The organism is Inquilinus sp. NPDC058860, assembly GCF_042743185.1.
GTDB lineage: Bacteria > Pseudomonadota > Alphaproteobacteria > DSM-16000 > Inquilinaceae > Inquilinus.
The window spans coordinates 1-25,488 of sequence record NZ_JBHYMS010000075.1; the positions used below are offsets into that span (position 1 = coordinate 1).

At 70.8% G+C, this 25,488-nt stretch carries 22 protein-coding genes; 12 read left to right on the forward strand and 10 right to left on the reverse strand.

The window, feature by feature from the left end; all coding sequences use genetic code 11:
* Positions 1 to 103: 103 nt before the first annotated feature.
* From ACFW16_RS32395 to ACFW16_RS32430, 8 genes are all read right to left on the reverse strand, one after another.
* Positions 104 to 1,093 (reverse strand): ABC transporter substrate-binding protein, encoded by a 990-nt coding sequence (locus ACFW16_RS32395; protein ID WP_380313165.1) that lies wholly within the window; start codon positions 1,091 to 1,093, stop codon positions 104 to 106.
* Positions 1,094 to 1,150: 57 nt separating this feature from the next.
* Positions 1,151 to 2,701 carry an L-fuculokinase gene (locus ACFW16_RS32400; RefSeq protein WP_380313167.1) on the reverse strand — a complete coding sequence of 517 codons (1,551 nt, stop codon included), beginning with the start codon at positions 2,699 to 2,701 and terminating at the stop codon, positions 1,151 to 1,153.
* Between the two features lie 23 nt (positions 2,702 to 2,724).
* A complete protein-coding gene (locus tag ACFW16_RS32405; RefSeq protein WP_380313169.1) occupies positions 2,725 to 3,513 on the reverse strand; it encodes a class I fructose-bisphosphate aldolase in 789 nt (262 codons plus the stop codon).
* Between the two features lie 201 nt (positions 3,514 to 3,714).
* A complete protein-coding gene (locus ACFW16_RS32410) occupies positions 3,715 to 5,361 on the reverse strand; it encodes an ABC transporter ATP-binding protein (protein ID WP_380313171.1) in 1,647 nt (548 codons plus the stop codon).
* 1 nt (position 5,362) lies between these two features.
* A complete protein-coding gene (locus ACFW16_RS32415) occupies positions 5,363 to 6,220 on the reverse strand; it encodes an ABC transporter permease (RefSeq protein WP_380313176.1) in 858 nt (285 codons plus the stop codon).
* Positions 6,217 to 7,173, reverse strand: coding sequence for an ABC transporter permease (locus tag ACFW16_RS32420; RefSeq protein WP_380313178.1), 957 nt, complete (start codon positions 7,171 to 7,173; stop codon positions 6,217 to 6,219). The genes ACFW16_RS32415 and ACFW16_RS32420 overlap by 4 nt, the downstream gene beginning before the upstream one ends.
* Before the next feature lie 4 nt (positions 7,174 to 7,177).
* Entirely contained in the window at positions 7,178 to 8,791 is a 1,614-nt protein-coding gene (locus tag ACFW16_RS32425) for an ABC transporter substrate-binding protein (protein WP_380313180.1), read from the reverse strand.
* A gap of 201 nt (positions 8,792 to 8,992) precedes the next feature.
* Positions 8,993 to 9,658, reverse strand: a complete 666-nt coding sequence (locus ACFW16_RS32430; protein ID WP_380313181.1) for a haloacid dehalogenase type II — start codon at positions 9,656 to 9,658, stop codon at positions 8,993 to 8,995.
* Positions 9,659 to 9,861: 203 nt separating this feature from the next.
* Here ACFW16_RS32430 and argE point away from each other — a divergent pair, with 203 nt between their 5' ends.
* The 4 genes from argE (at position 9,862) to ACFW16_RS32450 (ending at position 13,625) form a co-directional block, all read left to right on the forward strand.
* Positions 9,862 to 11,010: an acetylornithine deacetylase gene (argE, locus tag ACFW16_RS32435; protein ID WP_380313182.1), complete on the forward strand. Its 1,149-nt coding sequence runs from the start codon at positions 9,862 to 9,864 to the stop codon at positions 11,008 to 11,010.
* A 101-nt stretch (positions 11,011 to 11,111) separates the two neighbouring features.
* Positions 11,112 to 12,389, forward strand: coding sequence for an NAD(P)/FAD-dependent oxidoreductase (locus ACFW16_RS32440; protein ID WP_380313183.1), 1,278 nt, complete (start codon positions 11,112 to 11,114; stop codon positions 12,387 to 12,389).
* A gap of 29 nt (positions 12,390 to 12,418) precedes the next feature.
* Positions 12,419 to 13,126, forward strand: a complete 708-nt coding sequence (locus tag ACFW16_RS32445; protein WP_380313184.1) for a GntR family transcriptional regulator — start codon at positions 12,419 to 12,421, stop codon at positions 13,124 to 13,126.
* 10 nt (positions 13,127 to 13,136) lie between these two features.
* Positions 13,137 to 13,625: an Lrp/AsnC family transcriptional regulator gene (locus ACFW16_RS32450; RefSeq protein WP_380313185.1), complete on the forward strand. Its 489-nt coding sequence runs from the start codon at positions 13,137 to 13,139 to the stop codon at positions 13,623 to 13,625.
* A gap of 2 nt (positions 13,626 to 13,627) precedes the next feature.
* Here the strand turns inward: ACFW16_RS32450 and ACFW16_RS32455 are convergent, their stop codons facing one another.
* Together ACFW16_RS32455 and ACFW16_RS32460 are read right to left on the reverse strand one after the other, a co-directional pair.
* Positions 13,628 to 14,563 (reverse strand): 2-hydroxyacid dehydrogenase, encoded by a 936-nt coding sequence (locus ACFW16_RS32455; RefSeq protein WP_380313186.1) that lies wholly within the window; start codon positions 14,561 to 14,563, stop codon positions 13,628 to 13,630.
* A 2-nt stretch (positions 14,564 to 14,565) separates the two neighbouring features.
* Positions 14,566 to 15,417, reverse strand: coding sequence for a GNAT family N-acetyltransferase (locus ACFW16_RS32460; RefSeq protein WP_380313187.1), 852 nt, complete (start codon positions 15,415 to 15,417; stop codon positions 14,566 to 14,568).
* 335 nt (positions 15,418 to 15,752) lie between these two features.
* On the opposite strand from ACFW16_RS32460, the gene ACFW16_RS32465 reads away from it, so the two are divergent.
* From ACFW16_RS32465 to ACFW16_RS32500, 8 genes are all read left to right on the forward strand, one after another.
* Positions 15,753 to 16,856, forward strand: coding sequence for an NAD(P)/FAD-dependent oxidoreductase (locus ACFW16_RS32465; protein WP_380313188.1), 1,104 nt, complete (start codon positions 15,753 to 15,755; stop codon positions 16,854 to 16,856).
* Between the two features lie 2 nt (positions 16,857 to 16,858).
* A complete protein-coding gene (locus ACFW16_RS32470) occupies positions 16,859 to 18,331 on the forward strand; it encodes an aldehyde dehydrogenase family protein (RefSeq protein ID WP_380313189.1) in 1,473 nt (490 codons plus the stop codon).
* Positions 18,332 to 18,445: 114 nt separating this feature from the next.
* Entirely contained in the window at positions 18,446 to 19,363 is a 918-nt protein-coding gene (locus ACFW16_RS32475; RefSeq protein ID WP_380313190.1) for a MurR/RpiR family transcriptional regulator, read from the forward strand.
* A complete protein-coding gene (locus ACFW16_RS32480; RefSeq protein WP_380313191.1) occupies positions 19,360 to 20,208 on the forward strand; it encodes a D-amino acid aminotransferase in 849 nt (282 codons plus the stop codon). The genes ACFW16_RS32475 and ACFW16_RS32480 overlap by 4 nt, the downstream gene beginning before the upstream one ends.
* A complete protein-coding gene (locus ACFW16_RS32485) occupies positions 20,205 to 22,049 on the forward strand; it encodes an ABC transporter ATP-binding protein (protein WP_380313192.1) in 1,845 nt (614 codons plus the stop codon). The genes ACFW16_RS32480 and ACFW16_RS32485 overlap by 4 nt, the downstream gene beginning before the upstream one ends.
* Positions 22,050 to 22,093: 44 nt before the next feature.
* Positions 22,094 to 23,623: a glutathione ABC transporter substrate-binding protein GsiB gene (gsiB, locus tag ACFW16_RS32490; protein WP_380313193.1), complete on the forward strand. Its 1,530-nt coding sequence runs from the start codon at positions 22,094 to 22,096 to the stop codon at positions 23,621 to 23,623.
* Positions 23,624 to 23,679: 56 nt separating this feature from the next.
* Complete coding sequence (gsiC, locus tag ACFW16_RS32495) at positions 23,680 to 24,600, forward strand: glutathione ABC transporter permease GsiC (RefSeq protein ID WP_380313194.1); 921 nt, start codon at positions 23,680 to 23,682, stop codon at positions 24,598 to 24,600.
* Complete coding sequence (locus tag ACFW16_RS32500; protein ID WP_380313195.1) at positions 24,597 to 25,484, forward strand: ABC transporter permease subunit; 888 nt, start codon at positions 24,597 to 24,599, stop codon at positions 25,482 to 25,484. Before gsiC ends, ACFW16_RS32500 begins: the two co-directional genes overlap by 4 nt.
* Positions 25,485 to 25,488: the final 4 nt, after the last annotated feature.

A 25,488-nucleotide genomic window follows, 5' to 3' on the forward strand; every position in this document is an offset into this window, starting at 1 on the left:
CCCCCCTCCCCCTATCCCCCTCCCGCAAGGGGAGGGGGGACTCGTTTGTTTTCGGCCGGAATGCAAATGCCACAGGGCCTCGCGATGACGGTGCCGTCCGGCATCAGCCGGTGTAGAGGAACCTCGCGACCTTCGGGTCGTCGATGTTGGCCTTGTCCATCACGGTGAAGCCGGTGCCGATCGCGGCCGGCACCGACTGCTCGGTCAGATGGGCGAAGGCGCTGATCACGCCGAACCAGCCGATCTCGGCCGGGTGCTGGGCGATGGCGATGTCGACCGTGCCGTTCTTCAGGTCCTCGACGATCGACTGCGGCGCGTCGAAGGCCGCGACCTTGACCGCGCCCGCCTTGCCCGCCTGCTTGACGCCGTTGGCGGCGCCGAGGGCGGAGAACAGGTTGGCGCCGAACACGCCCGCCAGGTCCGGGTTGCGGGCCAGCACCGCCTGCAGCTGCGAGGCCGCCTTGTTGGCGTCGTCGTCGTTGAACTGCGTCTCCAGCACCTCGATGCCGGAATGGGCCTTGATCTCCTCCTTGAACCCCTCCTCGCGCTGGTCGGTGGTGGAGATGCCGGGCTTGACGTTGGAGACGTAGACCTTGCCCTTGCCGCCGATCGACTTGGCCAGCGCCCGCGCCGCGAGGCGGCCGCCCAGGATGTTGTCCGAGGCGATGTAGGACAGCGGGAAATCGGCATTGCCCTCGCCGGCCTGGTAGACGCCGGTGCCGATGAAGGTGTCGACGGTGAAGACCGGGACGCCGGCATCCACCGCCTTGCGCAGCGGCTCGATCAGCTGGGTCTTGTCGGTCGGCGCCACCAGGAGGGCGTCGGGCTTGCGCGCGATCACCGCGTCCAGCACCGGCACCTGCAGCACCGCGTTGAACTCGGGCGCGCCCTGGAACACCAGCTCGGCCCCGACCGCCTTGCACGCCGCCTCGGCGCCGCGGCGCATGGTGATGTAGAAGGCGTCCGTCGTCAGGCCGGGGACGAGGGCGATCCTGAAGCTCTTGCCCTGGGCCTTGGCCGGGGCGACCGCCGCGGCGGTGCCGGCGAGCGCGGCCGAGGCGCCCAGAAGGGACATGAACAAGCGCCGTTCCATCGTTTCCTCCATCTGTCTGGTTGGTTGCTTGTTGGTCTTGGCGCCGTCCGGCGCGGGTCAGGCCGGGACCGGCTCGGCCTTTCGGTCGAAGCCGGCCAGGGCGCGGTTGAGCGGGGTCAGTGTAGAGTGCAGCCGCTCGAACACCGAGCGGTACAGCGCATCGTAGCGCGCGGCGAGCCCGGGGTCCGGGTCCACCGTGTGGTGCCGCTGGTCGATCGCGGCGAGGGCGGCGTCGAGATCGGGCCACAGGCCGGCGGCGACGCCGCCGAGCAGCGCCGCGCCCAGCGCCGTGGCCTCGGGCTCGTCCACCACCGTGACCGGCCGGCCGTAGACATTGGCCTTGATCTCGAGGAACAGGGCGTTGCGCGAGCTGCCGCCGATCGCCCGGATCCCGGTCGGCGGCGTGATCCCCGGCAGCGCCGCCATGGCGTCGACCATCAGCCGCGCCTGCATCGCCAGCCCCTCCAGCACCGCCCGGAACAGGGTGCCGCGATCGGCATGGGCAGTCAGGCCGATGAAGGCCCCGCGCGCGCTGGTGTCCGGGTCGGGCGGCGGGCTGTAGACCAGATGCGGCAGGAACACCACGCCCTGGCTGCCCGGCTCGACCGCGCGGGCCTCGGCGATCAGCGCCTCGTGCCCGGCCTGGCCGGTCAGCGACCGGAACCATTCGACCGCCCCGCCCGAGCTGTTGATGCCGCCGCCGAGATAGGACAGCGGGCGGTGGGTCTCGATCGCGCCCTGCACGAAGCCGCGCCGCATCACCGCCGGGTCGAGCAGCGGGAAGCTGGTCGCCAGCAGCACCGCCTCGGCGGTGCCCAGGCTGTCCAGCAGCATGCCCGGCCGGGTGATCCCGGCGGCGTAGGAGCCGCAGAGATGGTCGTGGCCGCCGGTGGCGACCACCGGCCTCCCCGCCAGGCCGGTCGCGGCCAGCACCTCCGGCCGCACCGGGCCGATCGCGGTGCCCGAGGCCATGACCGGCGGCAGCAGGCCGGCGTCGATCCCGGCGAGGCCCAGAAGCTCCTCCGACCAGCGGCGCTCATGGATGTCGAAGCACAGGGTGCGCGAGGCCAGGGTCGGCTCAGTCGCCGCCACGCCGGTCAGGCGGAAGGCGATCCAATCGGCGATGTTCAGCATCCGGCGGGCGCGGCCCATCGCCTCCGGCCAATGCGCCCGCATCCAGGCCAGCTTGCACAGGGTCAGGGTCGGGTCGATGGCGATGCCGGTGATCTGGAAGATCCGGTCCGGGCCGATCTTCTCGGCCAGCTCGCGCGCCGCCGCCTCGGTGCGCCGGTCGAACCAGACCAGCGACGGCGCCAGCGACCGGCCGCTGTCGTCGATCAGCACGCAGCTCTCGCCGACGCTGCCGACCGCGAGGCCAGCGACCGGCCCGCCGGACAGCGATCGCGCCACCTCGGCCAGGCAGTCGGTCACCGCGGCGAAGAGGGCGTCGGGGTCGTATTCGCCGCGTCCGCCGCCGATCATCCGCGCCGGGGTCGGCCGCGCCGCCTGCGCCGCCCGGCGGCCGCGCGCGTCGAAGGCGATGGCGCGGACCGACCGGGTGCCGACATCGATGCCGATCAGGAAGGGCGGATCGAAGCGCGCCGACATCGCCGGGCCCCGCGCTGTTGCTCTCAGCCGGCCAGGCCGCCGGCGGCCATCGCCTCGTCGACGCCCTGGCCGCGATGGATGATCGCCGCCAGGGCGCGCACCACCGCCGCCGGGTCCGGCGCCTGCCAGATGTTGCGGCCGAAGACGACGCCGCGCCCGCCGGCCTGGACCGAGCCGTGCACCACCGCCAGCGCGTCCCGCACCGTCTCCATCTTCACCCCGCCGGCGATCAGCACCGGGGCGGGGCAGGTCGAGGTCACCCGGCGGAAGCTGTCGGCCGAGCCGGTGTAGTAGGTCTTGACGATGTCGGCACCGAGCTCGAAGGCGATGCGCGAGGCCGAGGCCATGGCGCCGGCATCGAGCGGGTCGGGGATGCGCTCGGCCGGGCAGGGCAGCGCCTCGACCATCACCGGCAGCCCGTCGGCGGCGCAGTCGCCGACCACCCGGGCGACGATGTCGTAGGTCCGCATCTCGACCGCGCCGCCCATGAAGCCCATGACGCAGACGCCGTCGACGCCCAGCCGGCGGGCATCCTCCACCGTGTGCAGCAGGCTCCACTCGGTGTAGCGCAGCCAGTCCTCGCGGGTGATGCTGGGGCCGCCGTCCAGCCGCAGATAGACCGGCAGCCGGCCCAGCAGCCTGTCGCGGTAATGCTTGATCACGCCGTAGGAGGTCATGATCCCGTCGGCGCCGGCCGCGATGACACGGTCCAGCACCGCACCCGGGTCCTCGAGCCCCGGCACCACCCCGAGCGTCCGGGCGTGGTCCATGGCGATGACGATGCCGCGATCACCGAAGGAGAGTCTGGCCATGCTGCTCACCGGTTGGTTGCGGGAGGACTGGCTGACAGGATGTGTGCGCTGATGGCCGGATGTTAGTTATCTGATATCTGCTGTCAACGAATGATTATTTCGCAAATGCAGCATGGAAGATGTGGATTGCCCGTCCGGTGGAGAGGTGAAGGGAGCCGTGGTCTTGAAGAGCCGCTCTTCTCGCGGCGCAGCATCCCGTGCTCACGCAGCCGAGACCACGCGCGGGCCGATCTCGTCCAGCCACCCTGTCCGCAGCTCGGGCACCGAGGCCAGCAGCAGGCCCGTATAGGCCGCCTGTGGCGCGCGCAGCACCTGCTCGGTCGGCCCGGCCTCGACGGTCCGGCCCTGGCGCAGCACCAGCACCTCGTGGCTGATCGACCGGACCACGCCGAGGTCGTGGCTGATGAACATCAGGGCGACGCCGAGCTCGCGCTGCAGCTCGGTCAGCAGGTCCAGCACCGCCTCGCCGACCACGGTGTCGAGGGCGGAGGTGACCTCGTCGCACAGGATCAGCTCGGGGTCGGCGGCCAGCGCCCGGGCCAGGTTGACGCGCTGCTTCTGCCCGCCCGACAGCTCGCCCGGCAGCCGGTCGGCCACCGCCGTGGGCAGGCGCACGAGGTCGAGCAGGCGGTGCAGCCGCTGCCGGCGCTGGCGGTCGCCCTGGCCGTGGTAGAAGGCCAGCGGCCGGGCGATGATCTGCTCCACCGTCCGGGCCGGGTTCAGCGCCGTGTCGGCGTTCTGGAACACGATCTGGACGCGGCGCAGCTGGTCGCGGCTGCGGCCGCCCAGCGTCGCCGGCAGCGCCTCGCCGTCCAGCAGGATGCGGCCGCGCGCCGCCGGCAGGATGCCGGCGATCACCCGGGCCAGCGTGCTCTTGCCGCTGCCGGATTCGCCGATCACGCCCAGGGTGCGGCCGCGCCGGATCGTCAGGTCGATATCCTGCAGCGCGATGACCGGCGGCTCGGCGCCGGGCCGGGCCGCGCCGAAGCCGGCCAGCAGCCCCTCGACCCGCAGCAGCGGCGCCGCCCCGGCCGGCGCCGGAGCCTCGCCGATGGTCCGCTTCGCCGGGGTGGCGGCGGCGATCAACTGGCGGGTGTAGCCGTCCTGCGGCGCGGTCACCACGCGCTCGGTCGGCCCCGTCTCCTGCAGCCGGCCGTGGCGCAGCACGGCGATCCGGTCGGCGATCTGGGCGACCACGGCGAGGTCGTGCGAGACGTAGATGCCAGTGGTCCTGCGGGTCCGCACCGCGGCCTTGAAGGCGCGCAGCACCTCGATCTGGGTGGTGACGTCCAGCGCCGTGGTCGGCTCGTCGAAGATCACCAGCTCCGGGTCGTTGATCAGCGCCATCGCCGCCATCAGGCGCTGCAGCTGGCCGCCCGAGACCTGGTGCGGGTAGCGGTCGCCGATATGGTCGGCATCGGGCAGGGCCAGCTCGCGGAACAGCTGGCGCGCCTTGGTGCGCGCCGCCTCGGCGGTCATGGTGCCGTGGATCAGCGCGCTCTCGATCACCTGCGCCATGATGCTGCGCGACGGGTTGAAGGCGGCGGCCGCGCTCTGGGCGATATAGGCGATCTGCCGGCCGCGCAGGCCGCGCAGCGTCTTGCGGTCCAGCGCCAGGATCTCACGGCCGAAGACATCGGCCGAGCCGCCGACGATGCGGCAGCCGGCCCGGCAATAGCCCATTGTCGCCAGGGCGATCGTGGTCTTGCCCGAGCCGGATTCGCCGATCAGCGCCAGCACCTCGCCCTGGCGGATGGTGAAGCCGACATCGTCGACGATCACGGCCTCGCCGCCCTCCTCGGTACGGGCGGTGACGCGCAGGCCGGAGACCTGGACGGTCGCGCTCATCTCAATGCCCCTCGCGGCGACGGCCGGGCAGGCTGTCGATCAGCAGGTTGACGCCGATGGTCAGCACGGCGATGGCGACGGCCGGCAGGATCACGGCCGGCGCGCCCTCGCTCAGCCCCGAGATATTCTCGCGCACCAGCGACCCCCAGTCGGCGTTCGGCGGCTGCACGCCGAGACCGAGGAAGCTCAGGCTGCTCAGCAGCAGCACGACGAAGACGAAGCGCAGGCCGAAATCCGCCAGGATCGGCCCGACCATGTTCGGCAGCACCTCCTGCAGCATGATGTAGCCGGTGCGCTCGCCGCGGGCGCGGGCGGCCAGGACGAAATCCTCCGCCGCGATGTTGACGCCGAGCGCCCGGGTGATGCGGAAGCAGCCCGGCAGGTAGATGAAGGCCAGCGTCAGCACCAGGATCGGGGTCGAGGAACCCAGGCCGGCCACCAGCACCAGCGCCAGCATCTTGCTGGGGATCGAGGTCAGGGCGTCGAGAGTCCGGCTGAGGAGGGCGTCGGCCCAGCCGCCGATTGCGGCAGCGAACAGGCCCAGGCAGACGCCGGCGCCGCAGGCCAGCAGGGTGGCGAGGCCGGCGATGCCCACCGTATAGCGGGCGCCGAGCAGGACGCGGCTCAGCATGTCGCGGCCGAGATAGTCTGTGCCCAGCGGGAAGGCGGCGCTGACCGGCTTGAACACCTCATAGTCGATCACCGCCCCGGCATCGTAAGGGGCCAAGGCCCAGCCGAACGCCGCGACCGCGATCGCGACCAGCACGATCGCGGCGCCGATCACGCCGGAAGCGGGCAGCCGCAGCCGGCGCGGCTTGCGTCGGGGCAGCTCGATGTCGTCGAGGGCTGGCTGGGTCATCGGCGGCGCAGCTTCGGGTTGGACAGGATCGCGGCGATGTCGGCCGCGGTGACCAGCAGCAGATAGACCGCGCAGAACACCATGGCGCAGGACTGGACGACCGGCATGTCGCGCATGGCGACGCTGTCGACCATCAGCTTGGCGATGCCCGGATAGTTGAAGATGGTCTCGACGATGATCACGCCGCCGAGCAGGTAGGACAGGCTCAGCGCCACGGCGTTGGCGATGGCGCCGACCGCGTTCGGCAGCGCATGGCGCAGCACGATGCGCGCCGGGCTGGCCCCCTTCAGCGCCGCCATCTCGACATAGGGCGACCGCAGCGTCTCGATCACCGCGGCCCGGGTCATGCGCGCCATCTGCGCCGTCACCACGAAGGTCAGGCTCAAGACCGGCATGGCCACGGCGCGCAGGAACTGCAGCGGCGAGGCATGGGCCGGGACGAAGGACAGCGCCGGCAGCCAGTGCAGATGCACCGCGAAGATCAGCACCGCGACGGTGGCGACCAGGAACTCCGGCACCGCCACCACCGAGATGGTGGCGGTGGCCACCGCCCGGTCGTACAGCGAGCCGCGCCAGACGGCGGAGGTGATGCCGATCGCCAGCGCCAGCGGCACCGCCACGGCGGCGACGATGGCGGCCAGCAGCAGCGAGCTGGCGAGGCGGGTGCCGATCAGCGGGCCGATCGGCTGGCGGCTGACCAGCGACACGCCCGGATCGCCGGTCACGAGCCCGCCGAGCCAGAGCAGGAAGCGCTCCGCCGCCGGCTGGTCGAGGCCCAGGGCGGTGCGCAGCCCGGCCACCGCCTCCGGCGTCGCGCTCTGGCCCAGGATCGCCTGCGCCACGTCGCCCGGCAGCAGCTGGGTGGCGACGAACACGACCACGGCGACGAAGACCAGGGTCAGCGCCGCGACGACCAGCCGCCCCCCGATCAGCTTCGCGATCTGGCCGTTCATCCGCCTAGCCGTCCAGCCAGACATACTCGCCGAAGCCGTAGCCCATCAGGGCGCCGGTCGGCATCGGCTTCAGGCCCTTCAGATTGCTGGCATAGGCGTCGAGGTTGCTGATGAAGGCCGGGATCGCCACGCCGGACCCGTCGCGCACCATCACCTGCAGGTCGTGATACATCTGCCGGCGCTTGGCCTCGTCGGTCTCGGCCCGGGCGGCGACCAGCAGCTGGTCGAACTTGCCGTCCTTCCAGCCGGATTCGTTCCACGGCGCGTCCGACTTGTAGAACAGCGTCAGCAGCAGGTCGGCGGTCGGCCGCGGGTTGATGTTGCCGAAGCCGACCGGCGACTTCATCCAGTAGTTCGACCAGAAGCCGTCCGACGGCACCCGCTGCACGTCCAGCGTCAGTCCGATCTTCTGCGCCTCCTGCTGCAGCAGCACCGCCATCTCCACCGAATTGTCGGCGGCGGGCGAGGCGACGACCGGGACCGTCGTGCCCAGCACCCCGGCCTTCTGGAAATGGAACTTGGCCTGGTCCGGGTCGAAGGGGCGCTGCGGGATGTCCTTGGCGTAGAACCGGTTCGAGGACGGGATCGGATGGTCGTTGGCGATCTCGGCATAGCCGCGATAGATCGCGGACTGGATCTGCTCCCGGTTGATCAGGCTCTTCATGCCCAGGACGAAGTCCGGGCTGCTGCCCGGCGCCGCATCCAGCCGCATGATCAGGTTGGTGTAGTTGCCGGCGCGGGTGTCCAGGATGCCGAAGGCGCCGGTGTCCTGCAGCTGCTTGACCGAGCGCGGATTGATGGTCGACGCCAGGTGCACGTCGCCCGAAAGCAGCGCGTTGACCCGGGCGCTCTCGTCGGCCAGGCCGAAGAACTCGATCTGGTCGAGCCAGGGGCCGTCGCGCCAGTAGCCGTCGTTGCGCACGGCGACCGAGCGCACGCCGGGCGTGAACTCCTGGCATTTGAACGGGCCGGTGCCGATCGCGGTGGCAAAGTCCTTGGTGCCGTCCTTGACGATGTGGAAATGGGCGGTGCCCAGGATCACCGGGAAATCCGCGTTCGGGCCCGACAGCCGGATGCGGACCTCGTTCGGCCCGGAGGCGCTGATCTCCTCCATCGCCGAGGCCAGGGCCTTGGCCTTGCTGCCGACCTCCGGGTCGAGGTGGCGCTTCAGGGAGTAGACCACGTCGTCGGCGGTCAGGGCCTTGCCGTCGTGGAAGGTGACCCCCTTCCGCAGCTTGATGGTCCAGACCGTCGCCTTGTCGTTGTCGATCGCCTCGGCCAGCTCCGGCTGCGGCTCGCCGGCTTCGTCGATCCGGGTCAGCTTGTTGTAGAACAGGTTGCAGCGGACATAGTCGGTCGACGCCGTCTGCTTGGCCGGGTCGAGCGTGTCGGCGGTGGAACTCGTGTAGCCGGCGACGCGGATGCTGCCGCCGCGCTTCGGCGTGTCGGCCAGCGCCCGGCTGGCGTGGGCGAACACCGATCCGCCGGCGGCCAGGCCCATGCCGGCCATGCCCAGCATGCCCAGCACCTCGCGCCGGGTGGCGCCGCCGCGCAGCGCCTCCAGGACGCGCCGGCGCTCGGCGGGGCGCATCGCTTCGAAATCGCTGATCTTCGTCATGCCGCCGTCCCTCTGTTGTGCGGGATCACCGATCCCGAGCTCCCTGGTTGTTGTGATGGCCGGGGCATCCCGGACGCGCGGTGTTCCGCGTCGTCCCTCGCAGCCGCTGGTGCCGCGATGCCCCGGTTCCCGTCCGGTATGATGGCGACAGTCGTAGGATTGTCAACAATCTTAATGAAGACGATACCGCCTTCGGGCGGACTACAGCCCCAGCAGGCCGGGCAGGCCGCTGATGTCCTTGATCTCATGATAGCCGTAATAGGGGTTGGCCGGCTCGTGCCCGCGGTTGACGAACACCTTGCTGGTGATCCGCAGATCATGCGCGGTCATCAGGTCGTAGCGGAAGCTGGAGGAGCAGTGCAGCACGTCCTCCGGCCCGCAGCCGAGCTGGTCGAACATGTATTCGAAGGCCTGCATGCGCGGCTTGTAGGCCTGCGCCTCCTGCGCCGTGTAGGCGGCGTGGAACGGCGCGCCCAGCTTGGCGACGCTGTGCGGGATCAGGTCGGTCATCGAATTCGACAGGATCACCAGCGGGATGCGGTCGGCGACCTTGGCCAGCGCCTCCGGCACGTCCGGATGCGGGTTCCAGCCGGGGATGGCGGCATAGACGGCGTCCGCATCCTCCTCCCGGAACGGCACCTGCCACAGCCTGCAGCTGCGCTCCAGCGCGTTGCGCACGACCTCGTGATAGGGCTTCCAGGCGCCGAGCACCTCGTCCAGGCGATAGGCCGAGAAATCGGCGCAGAAGGCGTCCATCCGCGACGCGTCGACCCGGTCGGCATAGATCCGGCGGGCAGCCGGCGCCATCTCGAAACAGATCAGGGTGCCGTAGCAGTCGAAGGTGACGTATTTCGGTCTCAGGGCCATGTCCGGTGCTTTCATGGGATCCGCGATCGGGCCATCCTACGGGGGGCGGGCCGCATGGCCATCCGTCTGCATGCCGCATCGCCGGGCGATCATGCCGTTTGCAGCCGGCCCGATGGCACGACATGCCGATCCGCCGCTGTCCTTCGGTGCGACCGCTGCGGCGCGGCAGGGCAGGATGACGGCGCACTGACAGGAGGCGTGGGATGAAACCGGTCGAGGAGATTCTGGCGGATCTGGTGGCGATCCCGTCGGTCTGCCGCACCCCGAACGGGGCGATCGTCGACTATGTCCGTTCGTATCTCGCCGAGCACGGCGTGGCCAGCACCGTGCTGCCGGGGCCGGAGGGCGATCGGGCCAACCTGTTCGCCACCATCGGCCCGGCGGAAGGGACGGGGACCATCCTGTCGGCCCATCTCGACGTGGTGCCGGCCGCGCCGGAGGGCTGGACCGGCCATCCCTTCGCCCTGCGCCAGGACGGCGGCCGGCTGTTCGGCCGCGGCGCGGTCGACATGAAAGGCTTCGTCGCCTGCGTGCTGGCCTCCGTGCCCGGACTGGTCGCGGCCAAGCTGACGCGGCCGGTGCACATCGCCCTGTCCTATGACGAGGAGGTCGGCTGCGTCGGCGTGCGCCACCTGATCGATCGGCTGCCGCAGCTCTGCGCTCCGCCCATCGGCTGCATCGTCGGCGAGCCGACCGGGTTGCGCCCGGTGCTGCGGCACAAGGGCAAGATCGCCCAGAGAGTCCGCGTGCGCGGCCGCGCCGGCCATTCCTCGCGCCCCGACCTGGCCGACAACGCCATCCACCTGGCGGCGGAGCTGATGCTCCGGGTGCGGGACGAGGCCCGGCGGATCGAGACCGAAGGCCCGTTCGACGACCGCTTCGCGCCGCCGGTCTCGACCCTGCAGGTTGGCGTCGTGTCCGGCGGCACCGGGGTCAACATCGTGCCGGCCGAATGCGTCTTCGACCTCGAGGCCCGTGCCATCCCGGGCACCGACCCGGCCGAACTCTGGCGGCCGATCGCGCGCTTCGCCGAGGACCGGGTCGCGGCGCTGCGGGCCGAGGGGCGGTCGGTCGCGGTCGACAGCGAGACCCTCGCCCTCTACCCGGCGCTCGACCTCGCCGACGACCATCCGCTGGCGGCGCTGGCCGAGGCGATCTCAGGGCAGCCGCGCCAGGCCGCGGTCAGCTTCGGCACCGAGGCCGGCCTGTACCAGCAGGCCGGCGTGCCGTCGATCGTCTGCGGGCCGGGCGACATCGACCGGGCGCACAAGCCGGACGAGTTCATCACCCGGGCCGAGCTGGCGTCCGGCGTCGCCATGCTGGGGCGACTGCTGTCCCACCCCTCGTTATGATTGTTGACAATCCTACGAGTGACATGGTCAAGCTAGTGGGTCGTTGCCGCGACGGGCGCTGATCGGGCGCGCGATCAGGCGGGGCGCGATCAGGATCGATCATGAAACTGGCTTCCTACTGGATGGATTCCGTGACGCCGTTCCAGGGCGCCGCCACCGGCCCGGTCGAGGGCAAGGTGGATGTCGCCGTGATCGGCGCCGGCTTCACCGGCCTCTCGGCGGCGCTGGCGCTGGCGAAGCGTGGTGCCCGGGTGGCGGTGCTGGACGCCGGGCGGGTCGGCGCCGGTGCCTCCGGCCGCAATGGCGGCCAGTGCAACAACGGCCTAGCGGTCGATTTCCAGGGCGTGGCGGCGCGGCACGGCCTCGACCGGGCCCGGCTGCTCTATCGTGCTTATGACGCCGCGGTCGACACGGTCGAGCGGCTGGTGCGGGAGGAGGGGATCGACTGCGATTTCCGCCGCACCGGCAAGATCAAGCTGGCCGCCAAGCCGGAGCATTTCGACAAGCTGCAGCGGGCGCAGGAGGTTCTGGCGCGCGAGGTCGATGCCGACACCGCCCTGGTCGCCGCCGGCGACCTGCGGGCCGAGATCGGGTCCGACCGGTTCCACGGCGGGCTGGTCTACCGGAAGAGCGCCGGCATGCATATGGGCCGCTTCTCCAAGGGGCTGGCCGAGGCGGCGGCGGCGCGGGGCGCCGCGATCTTCGAGGATGCGCCGGTCTCGGCGCTGACGCAGCTCAACGGCCACGCTCATACGGTGGTGACCGCCCGCGGCAAGCTCACGGCGTCGCAGGTGCTGCTGGCGACCGGCCCGTCGCGCGCAGGCCCCTTCGCCTGGTTCCGGCGCCGCGTCATCCCGATCGGCAGCTTCGTGATCGTCACCGAGAAGCTGCCGCAGGCGGTGGTGGATGAGCTGATGCCGACGCGCCGGATGGCGACGGATTCGAAGAATGTCGGCACCTATTTCCGCATCACCGGCGACAACCGGCTGCTGTTCGGCGGGCGGGCCCGCTTCGCCGTGTCCAGCCCGCTGTCCGACGCCAAGAGCGGCCGCGTGCTGCATCGGACGCTGCGCGCGGTCTTCCCGCAGCTCGGCGACGTGCGCATCGACTATTGCTGGGGCGGGATCGTCGACATGACCGCCGACCGGCTGCCCCGGGCCGGCGTGCATGACGGCCTCTACTACTCGATGGGCTACAGCGGCCATGGCACCCAGATGGCGACCCATATGGGCGCGGTGATGGCCGAGGTGATGAGCGGCCGGCCGGAATGCAACGTCTTCCGCGACCTCGACTGGCCGGCGGTGCCCGGCCATTTCGGGCCCCCCTGGTTCCTGCCCCTGGTCGGCGCTTACTATCGGCTGCAGGACGTCCTGCATTGAGCGGGACATCACGGAAGGCGGGGCAGCGCATGGCACAGGCGAACGGTGGGAAGGTGAAACGGCTGGCGCGCACGACCCTGTCGGGCCAGGTCAGCGAGCAGATCCGCGTTTCGATCCTCGATGGTACCTTCCCGCTCGGCGCCCAGCTCAACGAGATGGAGCTGGCGGCCAGCTTCGGCGTCAGCCGCGGGCCGGTGCGCGAGGCGCTGCAGCGGCTGATCCAGGAAGGGCTGCTGCGCAGCGAGCCTCATCGCGGCGTGTTCGTGCCGGAGCTGAGCGACGAGGACCTGCAGGACATCTACTTCGTGCGCAAGTCGCTCGAGCTCGTCGCCCTGCGGCGGGTCATGGGGCTGCCCGGCCGGACCGCGCTGGCGAAGAAGCTGAAGGCCATCGTCAGGCAGATGGAGGTCTCCGTCCGGCGCGAGGACTGGCCGCGCACCGCCGAGCTGGACCTGGAGTTCCACCGCGAGCTGGTCGACGCGGCCGGCAGCCACCGGCTGTCCCGCGGCTACGCCACGCTGCAGGCCGAGACCATGTTGTGCCTGCACAAGCTGATGGGCGGCTATCGCACCAACAAGGCGCTGATCGACGAGCACAAGCTGCTGGCCGACCTGGTCGGCGGCGACGATGCCGAAGCGGCGCTGAAGGAGCTGGACCGGCATTTCGGCGACCCGGTCCGCACGCTGCACAAGGCCAATGCCCTGCGGCAAGGCAAGACCGGCGTCGCCGCCGAATAGGAGCAGCTTCGTGAACCCGTCCGGCAACAGGCTCGATCAGATCGACATGCGGATCCTGGTGCAGCTGCAGCGCCAGGGGCGGATGACCAATGTCAACCTGGCGGATGCGGTCGGGCTGTCCACCAGCCCCTGCCTGCTGCGGGTCAAGCGGCTGGAGCAGGCGGGCTACATCGCCGGCTACGGCGCCCATCTCAACCTGGCCAAGCTGGGCGAGACCGTCACCGTCTTCACCGAGATCACCCTGGCCGACCAGACGATGCCCTACTTCACCCGCTTCGAGGCGGCGATGCGCGGCCTCGAAGAGGTGATGGAATGCCACCTGGTCAGCGGCGGCTACGACTATCTGGTGAAGTTCGTCACCCGCAGCCTGTCGCATTACCAGGAGGTGATGGAAGGCCTGCTGGAGCGCCCGGTCGGGATCTCGAAATACTTCAGCTACATCGTGATCAAGACCCCGGTCCGGAAGACCGAACAGCCGCTGATGAGCCTGTTCGCCTAAAGTCAGTACGCCTGCCGGCGGTCGATGACGTGCTCCATCGGCAGTCCGTCGCGATGCCGGCGGATCGCGCGGATCACTTGGCGGGCCGCCGACTCCGGATGGGTGGCGCTGGCCACATGCGGGGTCAGCATCATGCGCGGATGCCGCAGCAGCGGATGGTCGGGGGCGGGGGGCTCGGTCGCCAGCACGTCGAGCATCGCGGCCGAGATCTGCCCGCTCTCCAGCGCGGCCAGCAGGTCGGCCTCGACCACATGCCCGCCGCGGCCGACATTGACCAGCCCGGCCCCGGCCGGCAGGGCGCCGAAGACCTCGGCGTTCAGCAGGCCACGGGTGGCATCGGTCAGCGGCAGCAGGCAGACCAGGATCTCGCAGGCCCGGAGGAACGCCGGCAGCGAATCCGGCCCGGCAAAGCAGTCGACGGCCGGGATCGCCTTCTCCGACGTGCTCCAGCCGCGGACGGAAAAGCCGAGGTCGCGCAGCGCCTCGGCCGCGGCGCGGCCGAGCACGCCCAGCCCCATCACCCCGACCGTGCGGTCGGCGCTGCGCCGCACCGGGCGCGGGGCCCAGCGGCCCTCTCGCTGGTCGGCGAGATAGGCCGGGATGTCCCGGTGCAGCGCCAGCACGGCGTAGAGCACGTATTCGATCATGGAGCGGGTGAGGTCCGGATCGACCATGCGCACGACCTGGACTCGCGGCGGCAGGCGGTCGAGGTCCAGATGGTCGACCCCGGCGCCCAGGCCGAACAGCACCTCCAGCCTCGGCACGGACCGCGCCAGATCCTCGGGCGGGATCCAGGTCACCAGATAGGCGGCATCCGACGATGGCGTGTCGGGCGACCAGACCTCCAGCGCGATGTCCGGCGCTTCCTCCCGGAACACCCGGTCCCAGACCGCGCCGCGGACCGGGTCGGATTTGTACAGCAGCGTCGCGCGGGGCATGATCAGCCCAGGGCCTGGTTGATCAGCCCGAAGATCCTCACGGAAGCCGGTGCTCCCGGCCGGTCGCCGCGCCGCATGGTGGCGACCGTATCGACCCGCGCCAGGCCGGCGGCGGTGAGGCGGTCGGCGAAGGCGTGGTCATCCGGCGTGTCGACCCGCAGGAAGCGGCCGGCATGCTCCTGCAGATGCGGCTGCAGCAGGGCGATCGCCGCCGCCTCGTCCGGTGCGACGATCGGGCCGACGGCATGGCCGCGGCCGAAGGGACGGCACAGGCTGAAACCCGCAAGCTGCCTCTCAATCTCATAGCCAAAGCCGACCGAACGGGCGGTGAGCGCGTCCAGCGCCGCCGACCGGTCCGCGCCGTAGGCCTCATGGTCGAGCTCGCGGATCCGCGGCCAGTCCTCGGCCGTGATCGGCCGCACCCGCCCGGGTGCGGCGACGGCCGGCAGCGGCTGCACCGGTCCCTGGTGCTGGTGGATCCGGCCGATCTCCCGGAAGCCCTCCGACCGGTACAGCCGCAGCCCCGCCGGGGTGGCGTTGAGCTGCAGCACGCGGTCGCCGGCCCGGTCGAACAGCCACTGCATCAGTCGCCGCCCGGTGCCCTTCGCCTGCAGCCGCGGCGAAACGATGATCATGCCGACCGTGCCGAAATCCGGGCCGAACGGCCACCACAGGGCCGAGCCGATCACCCGGCCGGCGCCGTCGCAGGCCACCACACCCTCGCCGACCTCATAGACGAAGCGCCAATCCTCCGGCCGATGCGCCCAGCCGACCTCCACGGTCAGGGCGTGCAGCGCCGGCAGGTCCTGCTCCGTCATCGGGCGCAAGGTCGGGGGAGGGGTGTCCTGGGTCATCACCGCTGTCTCTGGTCGGGCCGCGTGCTCTCAGCTTGCTCCGCCGATCCTGGCACGATCGGCCGAAAACCCGGCGGCGCACCATGCGGATGCACCAAAGCGGCCCGCATCCATGGCAGCATCTGCCGCGCCGCCCGGTCTAGCCTCAGACAGCAGGAGCGATGGGGTGGAGGACCGGCCGAACCCCCTTCTGTCATTGCCGGGCTTGACCCGGCAATCCAGGAGGTGTCGAGACCTTCTGGATGCCCGGGTCAAGCCCGGGCATGACAAGATGGGGAAGCCTTCCGTCACCTGATCACCCTCCCAACCAGTCTCAGGGAAACAGGACGTATCCCATGGCTCGTGTCGTCATCATCGGTGCCGGTATCGTCGGTCTGTCCGTGGCGCGGGCGGCGCTGAAGCGCGGGCACGACGTCCACATCCTCGAACAGGGCGAGGTGCCGAATCCGCACGGCGCCTCCTACGACCAGCACCGGATGATCCGCTACCATTACGGTGCGGCCGTCGGCTACACCCGCATGGTGGCGCCGGCCTTCGAGGCCTGGTCGCGGGTCTGGGACGACATCGGCAGCGAACAGTTCGAGGACACCGGCGCGATCGCGATCTCGCTGGAGGCGGGTGACTACGCCGCCCAGACGCTGGAGAGCTTCCGCGAGATCGGCATCGCGCACGATGTGCTGGACCGCGCGGCGGTGGAGCGGCTGTGCCCGCATCTGCAGCTTCCCGAAGGCGCCTGGGGCGTCGTCGCCTATCCCGGCGGGCCGCTCTTCGCCGGCCGCATCGTCACCGAGCTGGCGCGCTGGGTGGCGGATCACGGGGCCGTGATCGAAAGCGGCTGCCGCATTGCCCGCGTGGACCAGGAACGCGGCGTCGCCGTCCGGGCCGACGGCAGCGCGGTCGAGGGCGATGCCCTGGTGGTCGCCGCCGGCGCCTGGCTGCCGGCGCTGATGCCGGATCGCTACGGCGACGCGTCCACCTGGCGCCAGGGCTTGTGTTATGTCGAGCCGCCGGCCCGTTTCGCCCAGTCCTGGCGGGATGCGCCGGCCATCGTCACCCTCGGCGATCATGGCGGCTACACCCTGCCGGACCGCCGCGGCGCCGGCCTCAAATTCGGCCATGGCCCGCACCGGCGCCGCGCCCGGCCGGAGGTCGACGGCTTCGGCTCGGACCTCGCCGGCGAGGGCGAGGCGATCCTGGCGCCGTTCCGGCCCTATCTCCGCGATGCCGCGGACTACCGGCCGACCCGGATCCAGGTCGGCTATTACGTCCTCGACCCGTCGCGCCGCTTCCGGCTCGACACGGCCGGGCGCGGCCTCGTGGTCACCCATTGCGACGGCCAGATGTTCAAGTTCGGCCCGCTGCTGGGCGAGCGCATCGTCGCCATGTTGGACGGCGCCGAAAGCCCATCCGACCTCGCCCGCTGGGCCGCGGGATACTGATCATGCTCGATTTCGATCCCGCCGCCGTCGCCATTCCCGCCGGCCATTTCATCGATGGGCGCGTCGTGGCCGGGGAGGGTGAGGCGATCGGCGTTCGCCGCCCCTCCGACAGTGGCCTCTATGCCGACCTGCCGGTCGCCTCGGCCGATCTGGTCGACCGGGCGGTCAGCAACGCGGCCGAGGCGCAGCGGCGGACCGACTGGGCCACCCGCGCGCCGCGCGAGCGAGCCCGCGTGCTGCGTCGCTTCGCCGACCTGATCGACGCCCGGGCGCAGGAGCTGGGGCGGCTCGAGGCACTCGGCTCCACCCGGCCGATCGCCCAGGCCCTGGCGGTCGACGTCGCCTCGACCGCCGAGGGCTTCCGCTTCTTCGCGGAATATGCCGACAAGCTGGGCGGCGAGGTCGCGGCGACCCGCAGCGACAGCCTCGGCCTCGTGATCTCCGAGCCCTACGGCGTGGTCGCCGCGATCACGCCCTGGAACTTCCCGCTCAGCATGGCGTCGTGGAAGGCCGGGCCGGCGCTGGCCGCCGGCAACGCCGTGGTGCTGAAGCCGTCGGAGCTGACGCCGTTCTCGACCGTGCTGCTGGCGCAGCTGGCGGTCGAGGCCGGGGTGCCGCCCAGCATCTTCAACGTGGTCCAGGGTACCGGCGCGATCACCGGCGATGCGCTCTGCCGCCACCCGCTGGTCGGCAAGATCTCCTTCACCGGCTCGACCCGGACCGGCGCCGCCATCATGGCGGCCAGCGCCGCCAGCGGGGCCAAGCCCGTGACGCTGGAGCTCGGCGGCAAGAGCCCGCAGCTGGTCTTCGCCGACACGCCGAGCGCCGACCGCACCGCCCGCCAGGTCGCCGCCTCGATCCTCGGCAATGCCGGCCAGGTCTGCGTCGCCGGCTCGCGCCTGATCGTGCAGCGCCGGCTGCGCGACGAGATGGTGGAGCGGCTGGCGGCGCTGTTCGCCGAAGTGCGGCCGGGCCCGACCTGGCGCGAGGACACCAGCTTCTCGCCGATCATCTCGACGCCGCAGGCCGATCGGATCGACGGCATCGTCCGCCACTCCCTCGCCGCGGGAGCGCGCGCCGTGACCGGCGGCCGGCGAATGGCCGCGATCCAGGACGGCGCCTTCTACGAGCCGACGATCCTGACCGACGTGACCGACGACATGCCGGCGGTACGGGAGGAGATCTTCGGCCCGGTGCTGACGGTCCAGGCCTTCGACGACGAGGAGGAGGGGCTGGCCCTGGCCGACCATCCGGACTACGGCCTCGCCGCTGGCGTCCACACCGCGGATCTGGGCCGCGCCATGCGGGCGGTGCGCCGGCTGCAGGCCGGCACCGTCTGGGTCAACCGCTACGGCCGCACGGCGGACTTCATCCTGCCGACCGGCGGCTACAAGCGCTCCGGCATCGGCAAGGATCTCGGGCGCCAGGCGGTCGAGGCCAATCTGCGCCACAAGAGCGTGCTGATCGGATTCTGACGGGCCCGGCCGATCCGTCTCATTTCTGAAAAAATCTTTACATCTGGCGGATCGGATGACAGAAGAATTTTCATCCGGCCGCCCCGCGGCTTTCCGTTCCTTGCCCGATCCCGCATGGCCCAGGACCTGCCGCAGACCCTGATGAACCGCCTCGCGCAGAGCGTCGATTCGCTCTCGCCGGCGCATCGCCGGGTCGCGGATTTTGTCCTGGAGCACCCGTTCCGCGCCGCCACGATGGGGATCGAGGACCTGGCCGGCGCCGCCGACGTCTCCATCGCCACCGCCAACCGCTTCGCCCGCAGCCTCGGCTTCGGCGGCTTCCCCGAGTTCCGGGCCGAGTTGCTGCAGCAGTTCCAGCGCGCGCTCGCCCCGGTCGAGAAGCTGCGGGCGACGCAGCAGGGCGGTGGATCGGCCCACGCCGCGCTGCGCCGGTCGCTCGACGGCGTTTCCACCAATCTCGGCCAGGCCGCGGCCCTCCTGACCGACGAGGCCTGCGCCGGCGCGGTCGACCTCGTCCTGGCGGCGCGCCGGGTGGTGCCGGTCGGTCTCGGCATCAGCGCCGTCACCGCCCGCTTCCTGGCCGAGCTGCTGCTGCCCTACTGCCCTGCGGTCGAGGTGCTGGACGGCAGCGGCGGCACCGAGCGCATGGTCCGCCATCTCCTCCGCCTCGGCCCCGGCGACCTGCTGGTCCCGATCTCGGTGCCGCGCTATTCCCGCACCACCATCGATCTGCTGCGCCAGGCCAAGGCGCGCGGCCTGCGCATCCTGGCGCTGACCGACGGCCCGGCCTCACCGCTGGTGCCCGACAGCGACGCCGCCCTGTTCGGCCCGGCCGAGCACGACGTGCTGCACGGATCCTCGATCGCGGTGCTGGCGATGGCCGAGGCGCTGGCCGGCGCGATCGCCCGGCGCCGCGGCACCGTCGCCGGCGCGGCCGAGCTGATCGAGGAAATCAGGCCCTATCTTCTCGTCGAGGACGCCCCGACCACCGTCCGGCGTCCCCGCCCTCTTGCCCCGGAACGCCGACGATGACTCTCGCCTACTGGAACGGTTCGTATCTCCCTCTCGACGAGGTCAAGGTCTCGCCGCTCGACCGCGGCTTCCTCTTCGCCGACGGCGTCTACGAGGTGGTGGCGGTCTATGACGGCCGGATCTTCGAGCTCGACGCCCATCTCGACCGGCTGGCCCGCAGCCTCGCCGCCATTCGGATCGATCCGGGCCTCGACCGCGCCGCCCTCGCCGCGGTGTTCCAGCGCCTGGCGGAGACCGCGCCGCGCCCGGCCGCGACCATCTACATGCAGGTCACCCGCGGCGCCCCGGCCCAGCGCAGCCATGCCTTCCCGGCCGCGTCCCAGGCCAGCATCCTGGCCTTCGCCGGCGCGCTGAAGCGCCTCGGCCGGGCGCAGCAGGAGGACGGCTTCGCCCTGGTCTCGGCGCCCGACATCCGCTGGCTGCGCTGCGACATCAAATCGATCGCCCTCCTGCCCTCCGTCCTCGCCGCCCAGAACGCGGCCGAGGCCGGGGCTCTGGAGACGGTGATGATCCGCGACGGCCTCGTCAGCGAATGCGCCGCCAGCAACGTCTTCGTCGTCAGGGATGGGCGGGTGGCGACGCCGGCTGCCGACCACCGCATCCTCGACGGCATCAATCGCCGCTTGTCCATCCGCCTGGCCGAAGAGCTCGGCATCACGGTCGAGCAGCGCGACGTCACGGAGGCCGAGCTGCGATCCGCCGACGAGATCTGGATCACCAGCACGACCAAGGAGCTGGCGCCGATCGTGCGGCTGGACGGCGTCGCGGTCGGCGCCGGCCGGCCGGGGCCGGTGTGGCGGCGGGTGCGCGACGCCTTCGACCGCCTGGTCGGGCTGCCGGCATGACCGCGGCGGCGCCGCTGATCGAGGTCGACGGGCTGACGGTCGGGTTCCGGACCGAGGACGGCCCGGTCACCGCGGTCGAGGATCTCAGCTTCACGATCGCGCCGGGCGAGACGGTGGCGGTGGTCGGCGAATCCGGCTCCGGCAAGTCGGTCACCTCGCTCAGCCTGATCCGGCTGGTGGATTACGGCGGCGGGAAGATCACGCGCGGCGCGGTGCGGTTCCGCGGCCGCGACGGCGAGGTGCGCGACCTGGCGCAGGCTCCGGCCGAGGCGCTGCGGTCGCTGCGCGGCGACGAGATCGCGATGATCTTCCAGGAGCCGATGACGTCGCTGAACCCGGTCTTCACCATCGGGGACCAGATCTCCGAGGCGGTGATGCTGCACCAGGGCAAGGACGCCAAGGCGGCGCGGGCCGAGGCGCTGCGCATGCTGGAGCGGGTGCGGATCCCCGAGGCCAAGCGGATGCTCGACCGGCACCCGCACCAGCTGTCGGGCGGCATGCGCCAGCGGGTGATGATCGCCATGGCGCTGTCCTGCCGGCCCAAGCTGCTGATCGCGGACGAGCCGACCACGGCGCTCGACGTCACCATCCAGGCCCAGATCCTGCGGCTGATCCGCCAGCTGCAGGGCGAGATGGGCATGGCGGTGATGTTCATCACCCACGACATGGGCGTGGTGGCCGAGGTCGCCGACCGGGTCGTGGTCATGTACCAGGGCCGCAAGGTGGAGGAGGGGCCGACCGGACAGATCTTCGCCGCGCCGCAGCACCCCTACACCCAGGCGCTGCTGTCGGCGGTGCCGAAGCTGGGCAGCCTGCAGGGCCAGCCCCTGCCGGCACGCTTCCCGCTGGTCCGCGTCGACGGATCGAAGGAGCCGCCGCCGGCGCCGCAGGACACCGTGCGCGCCGGCAGCCCGCTCTTGGAGGTCGACAATCTATCGACCCGCTTCGACGTGCGCCGCGGCGTGTTCGGCCGGCTGGCCGCCCGGGTGCATGCGGTGGAGCAGGTCAGCTTCGGCCTGCAGCCCGGCGAGACCCTGGCCCTGGTCGGCGAGAGCGGCTGCGGCAAGTCCACCACCGGCCGCACCATCATGCAGCTCCTGGAGCCCTCGGCCGGCTCGATCCGCTTCGAGGGCCGCACCATGGCCGAGATGAAGGCGGAGGAGCGCCGGAAGCTGCGGCAGAAGATCCAATACGTCTTCCAGGACCCCTTCGCCTCGCTGAACCCGCGGCTGACCGTCGGTTTCTCGATCGCCGAGCCGCTGCTGACCCACGGCCTCGCGAAGGGCCGGGCGGTGGAGCAGCGCGTGGCCGACCTGCTGGTCCAGGTCGGGCTGCGGCCGGAGCATGCCAGGCGCTACCCGCACGAGTTCAGCGGCGGCCAGCGCCAGCGCATCTGCATCGCCCGCGCCCTGGCGTCGGAGCCGAAGCTGATCATCGCCGACGAGGCGGTGGCGGCGCTCGACGTCTCGATCCAGGCCCAGGTGGTGAACCTGCTGATGGATCTGCAGGCCCGGCACGGCCTGTCCTACCTGTTCATCTCGCACGACATGGCGGTGGTGGAGCGGGTCAGCCACCGCGTCGCGGTGATGTATCTCGGCCAGATCGTCGAGATCGGGCCGCGCCAGGCCGTGTTCGAGAACCCGCAGCACCCCTACACCCGCCGGCTGATGGCGGCGGTGCCGGTGGCGGACCCCACCCGGCGCAACCGCGACACCAGCCTGATCGAGGGCGAGATCCCGAGCCCGATCCGGGCCCTGGGCGACGAGCCGCTGGTACAGCCGCTCGAGCCCGTCGGGCCCGGCCATTTCGTCGCCCGCCACCGGGTCGGCGATTTCGGCTGAGCCGGCCCGATTGTGAATCAGAGGAAACAGAGGAGGATCACACAATGCAAAGCTGGAAACGGCACCTCGCCGCCTGCGCCGTGGCCGCGCTGATGGCGCTGCCCGGGGCGGCGATGGCCAAGCCCCTGGTCGTCGGCATTCAGGAGAACCTGACCGGGCTCGACCCGTCCAACATCAACGAGACGGCGTCGCAGGCGGCGACCCGGCTGTTCTACCAGGGCCTCTACGGCTTCGATCAGGACATGCAGCTCGTGCCGGTGCTGGCCGAAAGCTACGAGGTCGGCGACGACGCCAAGACCTACACCTTCCATCTGCGCAGGGGCGTCAAGTTCCACGACGGCACCGACTTCAACGCCCAGGCGGTGAAGATCAGCCTCGAGCGCCTGGCCAACCCCGACAACAAGCTGAAGCGCCAGTCGCTGGTGTCGATGCTGGACCATGTCGAGGTGGTCGACGACGCCACCGCCAAGGTGGTGCTGAAGGAGCCGTTCGGCGCCCTGGTCAACAACCTGGCCCATGCCGGGGCGATGATCATCAGCCCGGCGGCGCTGGAGAAATACGGCAAGGACATCGGCCGCAACCCGGTCGGCACCGGCCCGTTCAAGTTCAAGTCCTGGTCGGCCGACACGCTCGAGGCGGTGAAGAACGAGGCCTACTGGAAGCCCGGCCAACCGAAGGTCGACGGCGTCACCATCCGCAGCGTGCCGGAGAACGGCAGCCGCGTCGCCATGCTGCAGACAGGCGAGGCCCAGTTCATCACCCCGGTGCCGTCCGAGATGATGAAGGTGCTGGAGCGCAACCCGAACCTCACCATCGTCGACGCGCCGTCGATCGTGAACTGGTACGTGGCGCTGAACACCCATAAGAAGCCGTTCGACGACGTCCGCGTCCGCCAGGCGCTGAACTACGCGGTCGACCGCAACGCCTATTGCAAGGTGGTGCTGAACGGCTTCTGCGACCCGGCGGATTCGCCGATGCCGCCGAAGCTGAAGTTCTATGCCAAGCAGGGCGTCTGGCCCTATGACCCGGAGAAGGCCAAGGCCCTCCTGGCCGAGGCCGGCTATCCCGACGGCTTCGAGACCGTGCTGTGGTCCGGCAACAACACCACGGCCATCCGGGCGACCCAGTTCCTGCAGCAGCAGCTGGCCCAGATCGGGGTCAAGGCCCAGGTGACGCCGCTCGAATCCGGCGTCCTTTCCGACAAGGTCTGGGGCGTGCAGAAGCCCGAGGACGCGACGGTGCAGATGTATTACGGCGGCTGGTCGTCCTCGACCGGCGACGCCGACTGGGCGCTGCGGCCGCTGCTGTGGGGCAAGGGCTTCCCGCCGAAGCTGTTCAACGTCGCCTACTATTCCAACCCGGAGGTGGATGCGGCGCTGGAGGCAGCGGTCGCCACGGCCGACGAGGGCAAGCGGGCCGAGGCTTACGCCAAGGCGCAGTCCCTGATCTGGCAGGACGCGCCCTGGATCTCGCTCGGCGTCGACCACGTGCTGAGCGCCCGGAGCAAGGACCTGTCCGGCGTCTACGTGCTGCCCGACCGCGCCTACATCGTCGAGGACGCGGCGTTCCAGTAAGCCTGCGCCGCCCGCCCTCCGGCCCGGCCTGAGGGCGGGCGGCCTTCGGAGCCCCCATGCTGAACTATCTGATCCGGCGTCTCCTCGGCATCGTCCCGGTGATGCTGGTCATCTCCCTCCTGGTCTTCGGCTTCGTCCACATGCTGCCCGGCGATCCGGCGCGGCTGGTGGCCGGGCCGGACGCGACCGCGGAGGACATCGCCCTCGTGCGCGCCGATCTCGGCCTCGACCGGCCGTTGCCCGAGCAGTACCTGGCTTTTCTCGGCAATGTCGTGCGGGCCGATTTCGGCACCTCGCTGAAGACCCGCCGGCCGGTCGCCGACGAGATCGGCGAGCGGCTGATGCCAACGGTCTGGCTGACCGTGGTCAGCATGGTCTGGGCGGTGGCGGTCGGCCTGTTGATCGGCGTCCTGTCCGCGGTCAAGCGCGGCCGCTGGCAGGACTATGGCGGCATGGTGCTGGCCGTCTCCGGCATTTCCTTCCCGTCCTTCTGGCTCGGCCTGCTGATGATCGGCGTGTTCTCGGTCGATCTCGGCTGGCTGCCGACCGGCGGCTACGGCACCTGGCAGCATTTCGTCATGCCGTCGATCGCGCTCGGCCTCGGCGTCGCCGCGGTGATGGCGCGCTTCACCCGCTCCGCCTTCATCGAGATCTCGCGCGAGGACTATGTCCGCACCGCCCGGGCCAAAGGCGTGTTCGAGCGCGCGGTGATCTGGAAGCACACGTTGCGCAACGCGATGATCCCGATCATCACCATGGTCGGGCTGCAATTCGGCTTCCTGCTCGGCGGCTCGATCGTGGTCGAGACCGTGTTCACCTGGCCCGGCCTCGGCCGCCTGCTGGTCGACAGCGTGTCCTATCGCGACTACCCGGTGATCCAGGCCGAGATCCTGCTGTTCTCGATCGAGTTCATCCTGATCAACCTCGCCGTCGACATGCTCTACGCGCTCGCCAACCCGGAGATCCGCTACCGATGAGCGCCATCGCCACCCCCGTCGCGTCGGCCGGCGCGGAAAAGGTCCGCTCGCCATGGCGCGAATTCTGGCGCCGCTTCCGCCGGCAGAAGGTCGGCGTCATCGCCGGGCTGTTCCTGGTCGCACTGGTGGTCGTGGCCATCCTGGCGCCCTGGATCGCCCCCTACGACCTCGCCGCTCCGGATTACGAGCGGGTGCTCGAGGGGCCCTCCTGGGCCCATCTCGCCGGCACCGACGCCTATGGCCGCGACATCCTCAGCCGCATCGTCTTCGGCGCCCGCATCTCGCTCGCCGTCGGCTTCCTGTCGGTGACGCTGGGCGGCATCGCCGGCATCCTGCTCGGCCTGGTCAGCGGCTTTTACGGCGGCTGGGTCGACGGCCTCGTGATGCGCCTCTGCGACGTGCTGCTGGCCTTCCCCGGCATCATCCTGGCAATCGGGGTCATCGCCGTGCTCGGCCCCGGCATCGACAATGTGATCTACGCCGTCGCCGTGTTCAGCGTGCCGGTCTTCGCCCGGCTGGTGCGCGGCAGCACGCTGGCGATCAAGCAGACCGTCTATGTCGACGCGGCGCGGGCGATCGGCGTGCGCCACCGCCTGCTGATGCTGCGCCACATCCTGCCCGGCACGCTGCCCAGCGTGATCGTCTACTTCTCGATGCGCATCGGCACCTCGATTCTGACGGCGGCCAGCCTCAGTTTCATCGGCCTCGGCGCCCAGCCGCCCAGCCCGGAATGGGGGGCGATGCTGGCCGATGGGCGCAGCTATCTCGGCGTCGCCGACCACATCACCCTCTTCCCCGGCATCGCCATCTTCGTCACGGTGCTGGCCTTCAACCTGCTCGGCGACGGCCTGCGCGACGCGCTGGATCCGAAGCTGAAGACCTAGAGGG

What these genes read in the sequence shown, in the direction of transcription:
- ACFW16_RS32485 (WP_380313192.1), top strand. Translation starts at nt 20,205, where the DNA reads ATGACCGCGGCGGCGCCGCTGATCGAGGTCGACGGGCTGACGGTCGGG.
- argE (WP_380313182.1), top strand. Translation starts at nt 9,862, where the DNA reads ATGAAACCGGTCGAGGAGATTCTGGCGGATCTGGTGGCGATCCCGTCG.
- ACFW16_RS32455 (WP_380313186.1), bottom strand. Translation starts at nt 14,563, where the DNA reads ATGCCCCGCGCGACGCTGCTGTACAAATCCGACCCGGTCCGCGGCGCG.
- ACFW16_RS32400 (WP_380313167.1), bottom strand. Translation starts at nt 2,701, where the DNA reads ATGTCGGCGCGCTTCGATCCGCCCTTCCTGATCGGCATCGATGTCGGC.
- ACFW16_RS32430 (WP_380313181.1), bottom strand. Translation starts at nt 9,658, where the DNA reads ATGGCCCTGAGACCGAAATACGTCACCTTCGACTGCTACGGCACCCTG.
- ACFW16_RS32405 (WP_380313169.1), bottom strand. Translation starts at nt 3,513, where the DNA reads ATGGCCAGACTCTCCTTCGGTGATCGCGGCATCGTCATCGCCATGGAC.
- ACFW16_RS32480 (WP_380313191.1), top strand. Translation starts at nt 19,360, where the DNA reads ATGACTCTCGCCTACTGGAACGGTTCGTATCTCCCTCTCGACGAGGTC.
- ACFW16_RS32425 (WP_380313180.1), bottom strand. Translation starts at nt 8,791, where the DNA reads ATGACGAAGATCAGCGATTTCGAAGCGATGCGCCCCGCCGAGCGCCGG.
- ACFW16_RS32460 (WP_380313187.1), bottom strand. Translation starts at nt 15,417, where the DNA reads ATGACCCAGGACACCCCTCCCCCGACCTTGCGCCCGATGACGGAGCAG.
- ACFW16_RS32475 (WP_380313190.1), top strand. Translation starts at nt 18,446, where the DNA reads ATGGCCCAGGACCTGCCGCAGACCCTGATGAACCGCCTCGCGCAGAGC.
- ACFW16_RS32415 (WP_380313176.1), bottom strand. Translation starts at nt 6,220, where the DNA reads ATGACCCAGCCAGCCCTCGACGACATCGAGCTGCCCCGACGCAAGCCG.
- ACFW16_RS32395 (WP_380313165.1), bottom strand. Translation starts at nt 1,093, where the DNA reads ATGGAACGGCGCTTGTTCATGTCCCTTCTGGGCGCCTCGGCCGCGCTC.
- ACFW16_RS32470 (WP_380313189.1), top strand. Translation starts at nt 16,859, where the DNA reads ATGCTCGATTTCGATCCCGCCGCCGTCGCCATTCCCGCCGGCCATTTC.
- ACFW16_RS32410 (WP_380313171.1), bottom strand. Translation starts at nt 5,361, where the DNA reads ATGAGCGCGACCGTCCAGGTCTCCGGCCTGCGCGTCACCGCCCGTACC.
- ACFW16_RS32440 (WP_380313183.1), top strand. Translation starts at nt 11,112, where the DNA reads ATGAAACTGGCTTCCTACTGGATGGATTCCGTGACGCCGTTCCAGGGC.
- gsiC (WP_380313194.1), top strand. Translation starts at nt 23,680, where the DNA reads ATGCTGAACTATCTGATCCGGCGTCTCCTCGGCATCGTCCCGGTGATG.
- ACFW16_RS32420 (WP_380313178.1), bottom strand. Translation starts at nt 7,173, where the DNA reads ATGAACGGCCAGATCGCGAAGCTGATCGGGGGGCGGCTGGTCGTCGCG.
- ACFW16_RS32445 (WP_380313184.1), top strand. Translation starts at nt 12,419, where the DNA reads ATGGCACAGGCGAACGGTGGGAAGGTGAAACGGCTGGCGCGCACGACC.
- ACFW16_RS32500 (WP_380313195.1), top strand. Translation starts at nt 24,597, where the DNA reads ATGAGCGCCATCGCCACCCCCGTCGCGTCGGCCGGCGCGGAAAAGGTC.
- ACFW16_RS32465 (WP_380313188.1), top strand. Translation starts at nt 15,753, where the DNA reads ATGGCTCGTGTCGTCATCATCGGTGCCGGTATCGTCGGTCTGTCCGTG.
- gsiB (WP_380313193.1), top strand. Translation starts at nt 22,094, where the DNA reads ATGCAAAGCTGGAAACGGCACCTCGCCGCCTGCGCCGTGGCCGCGCTG.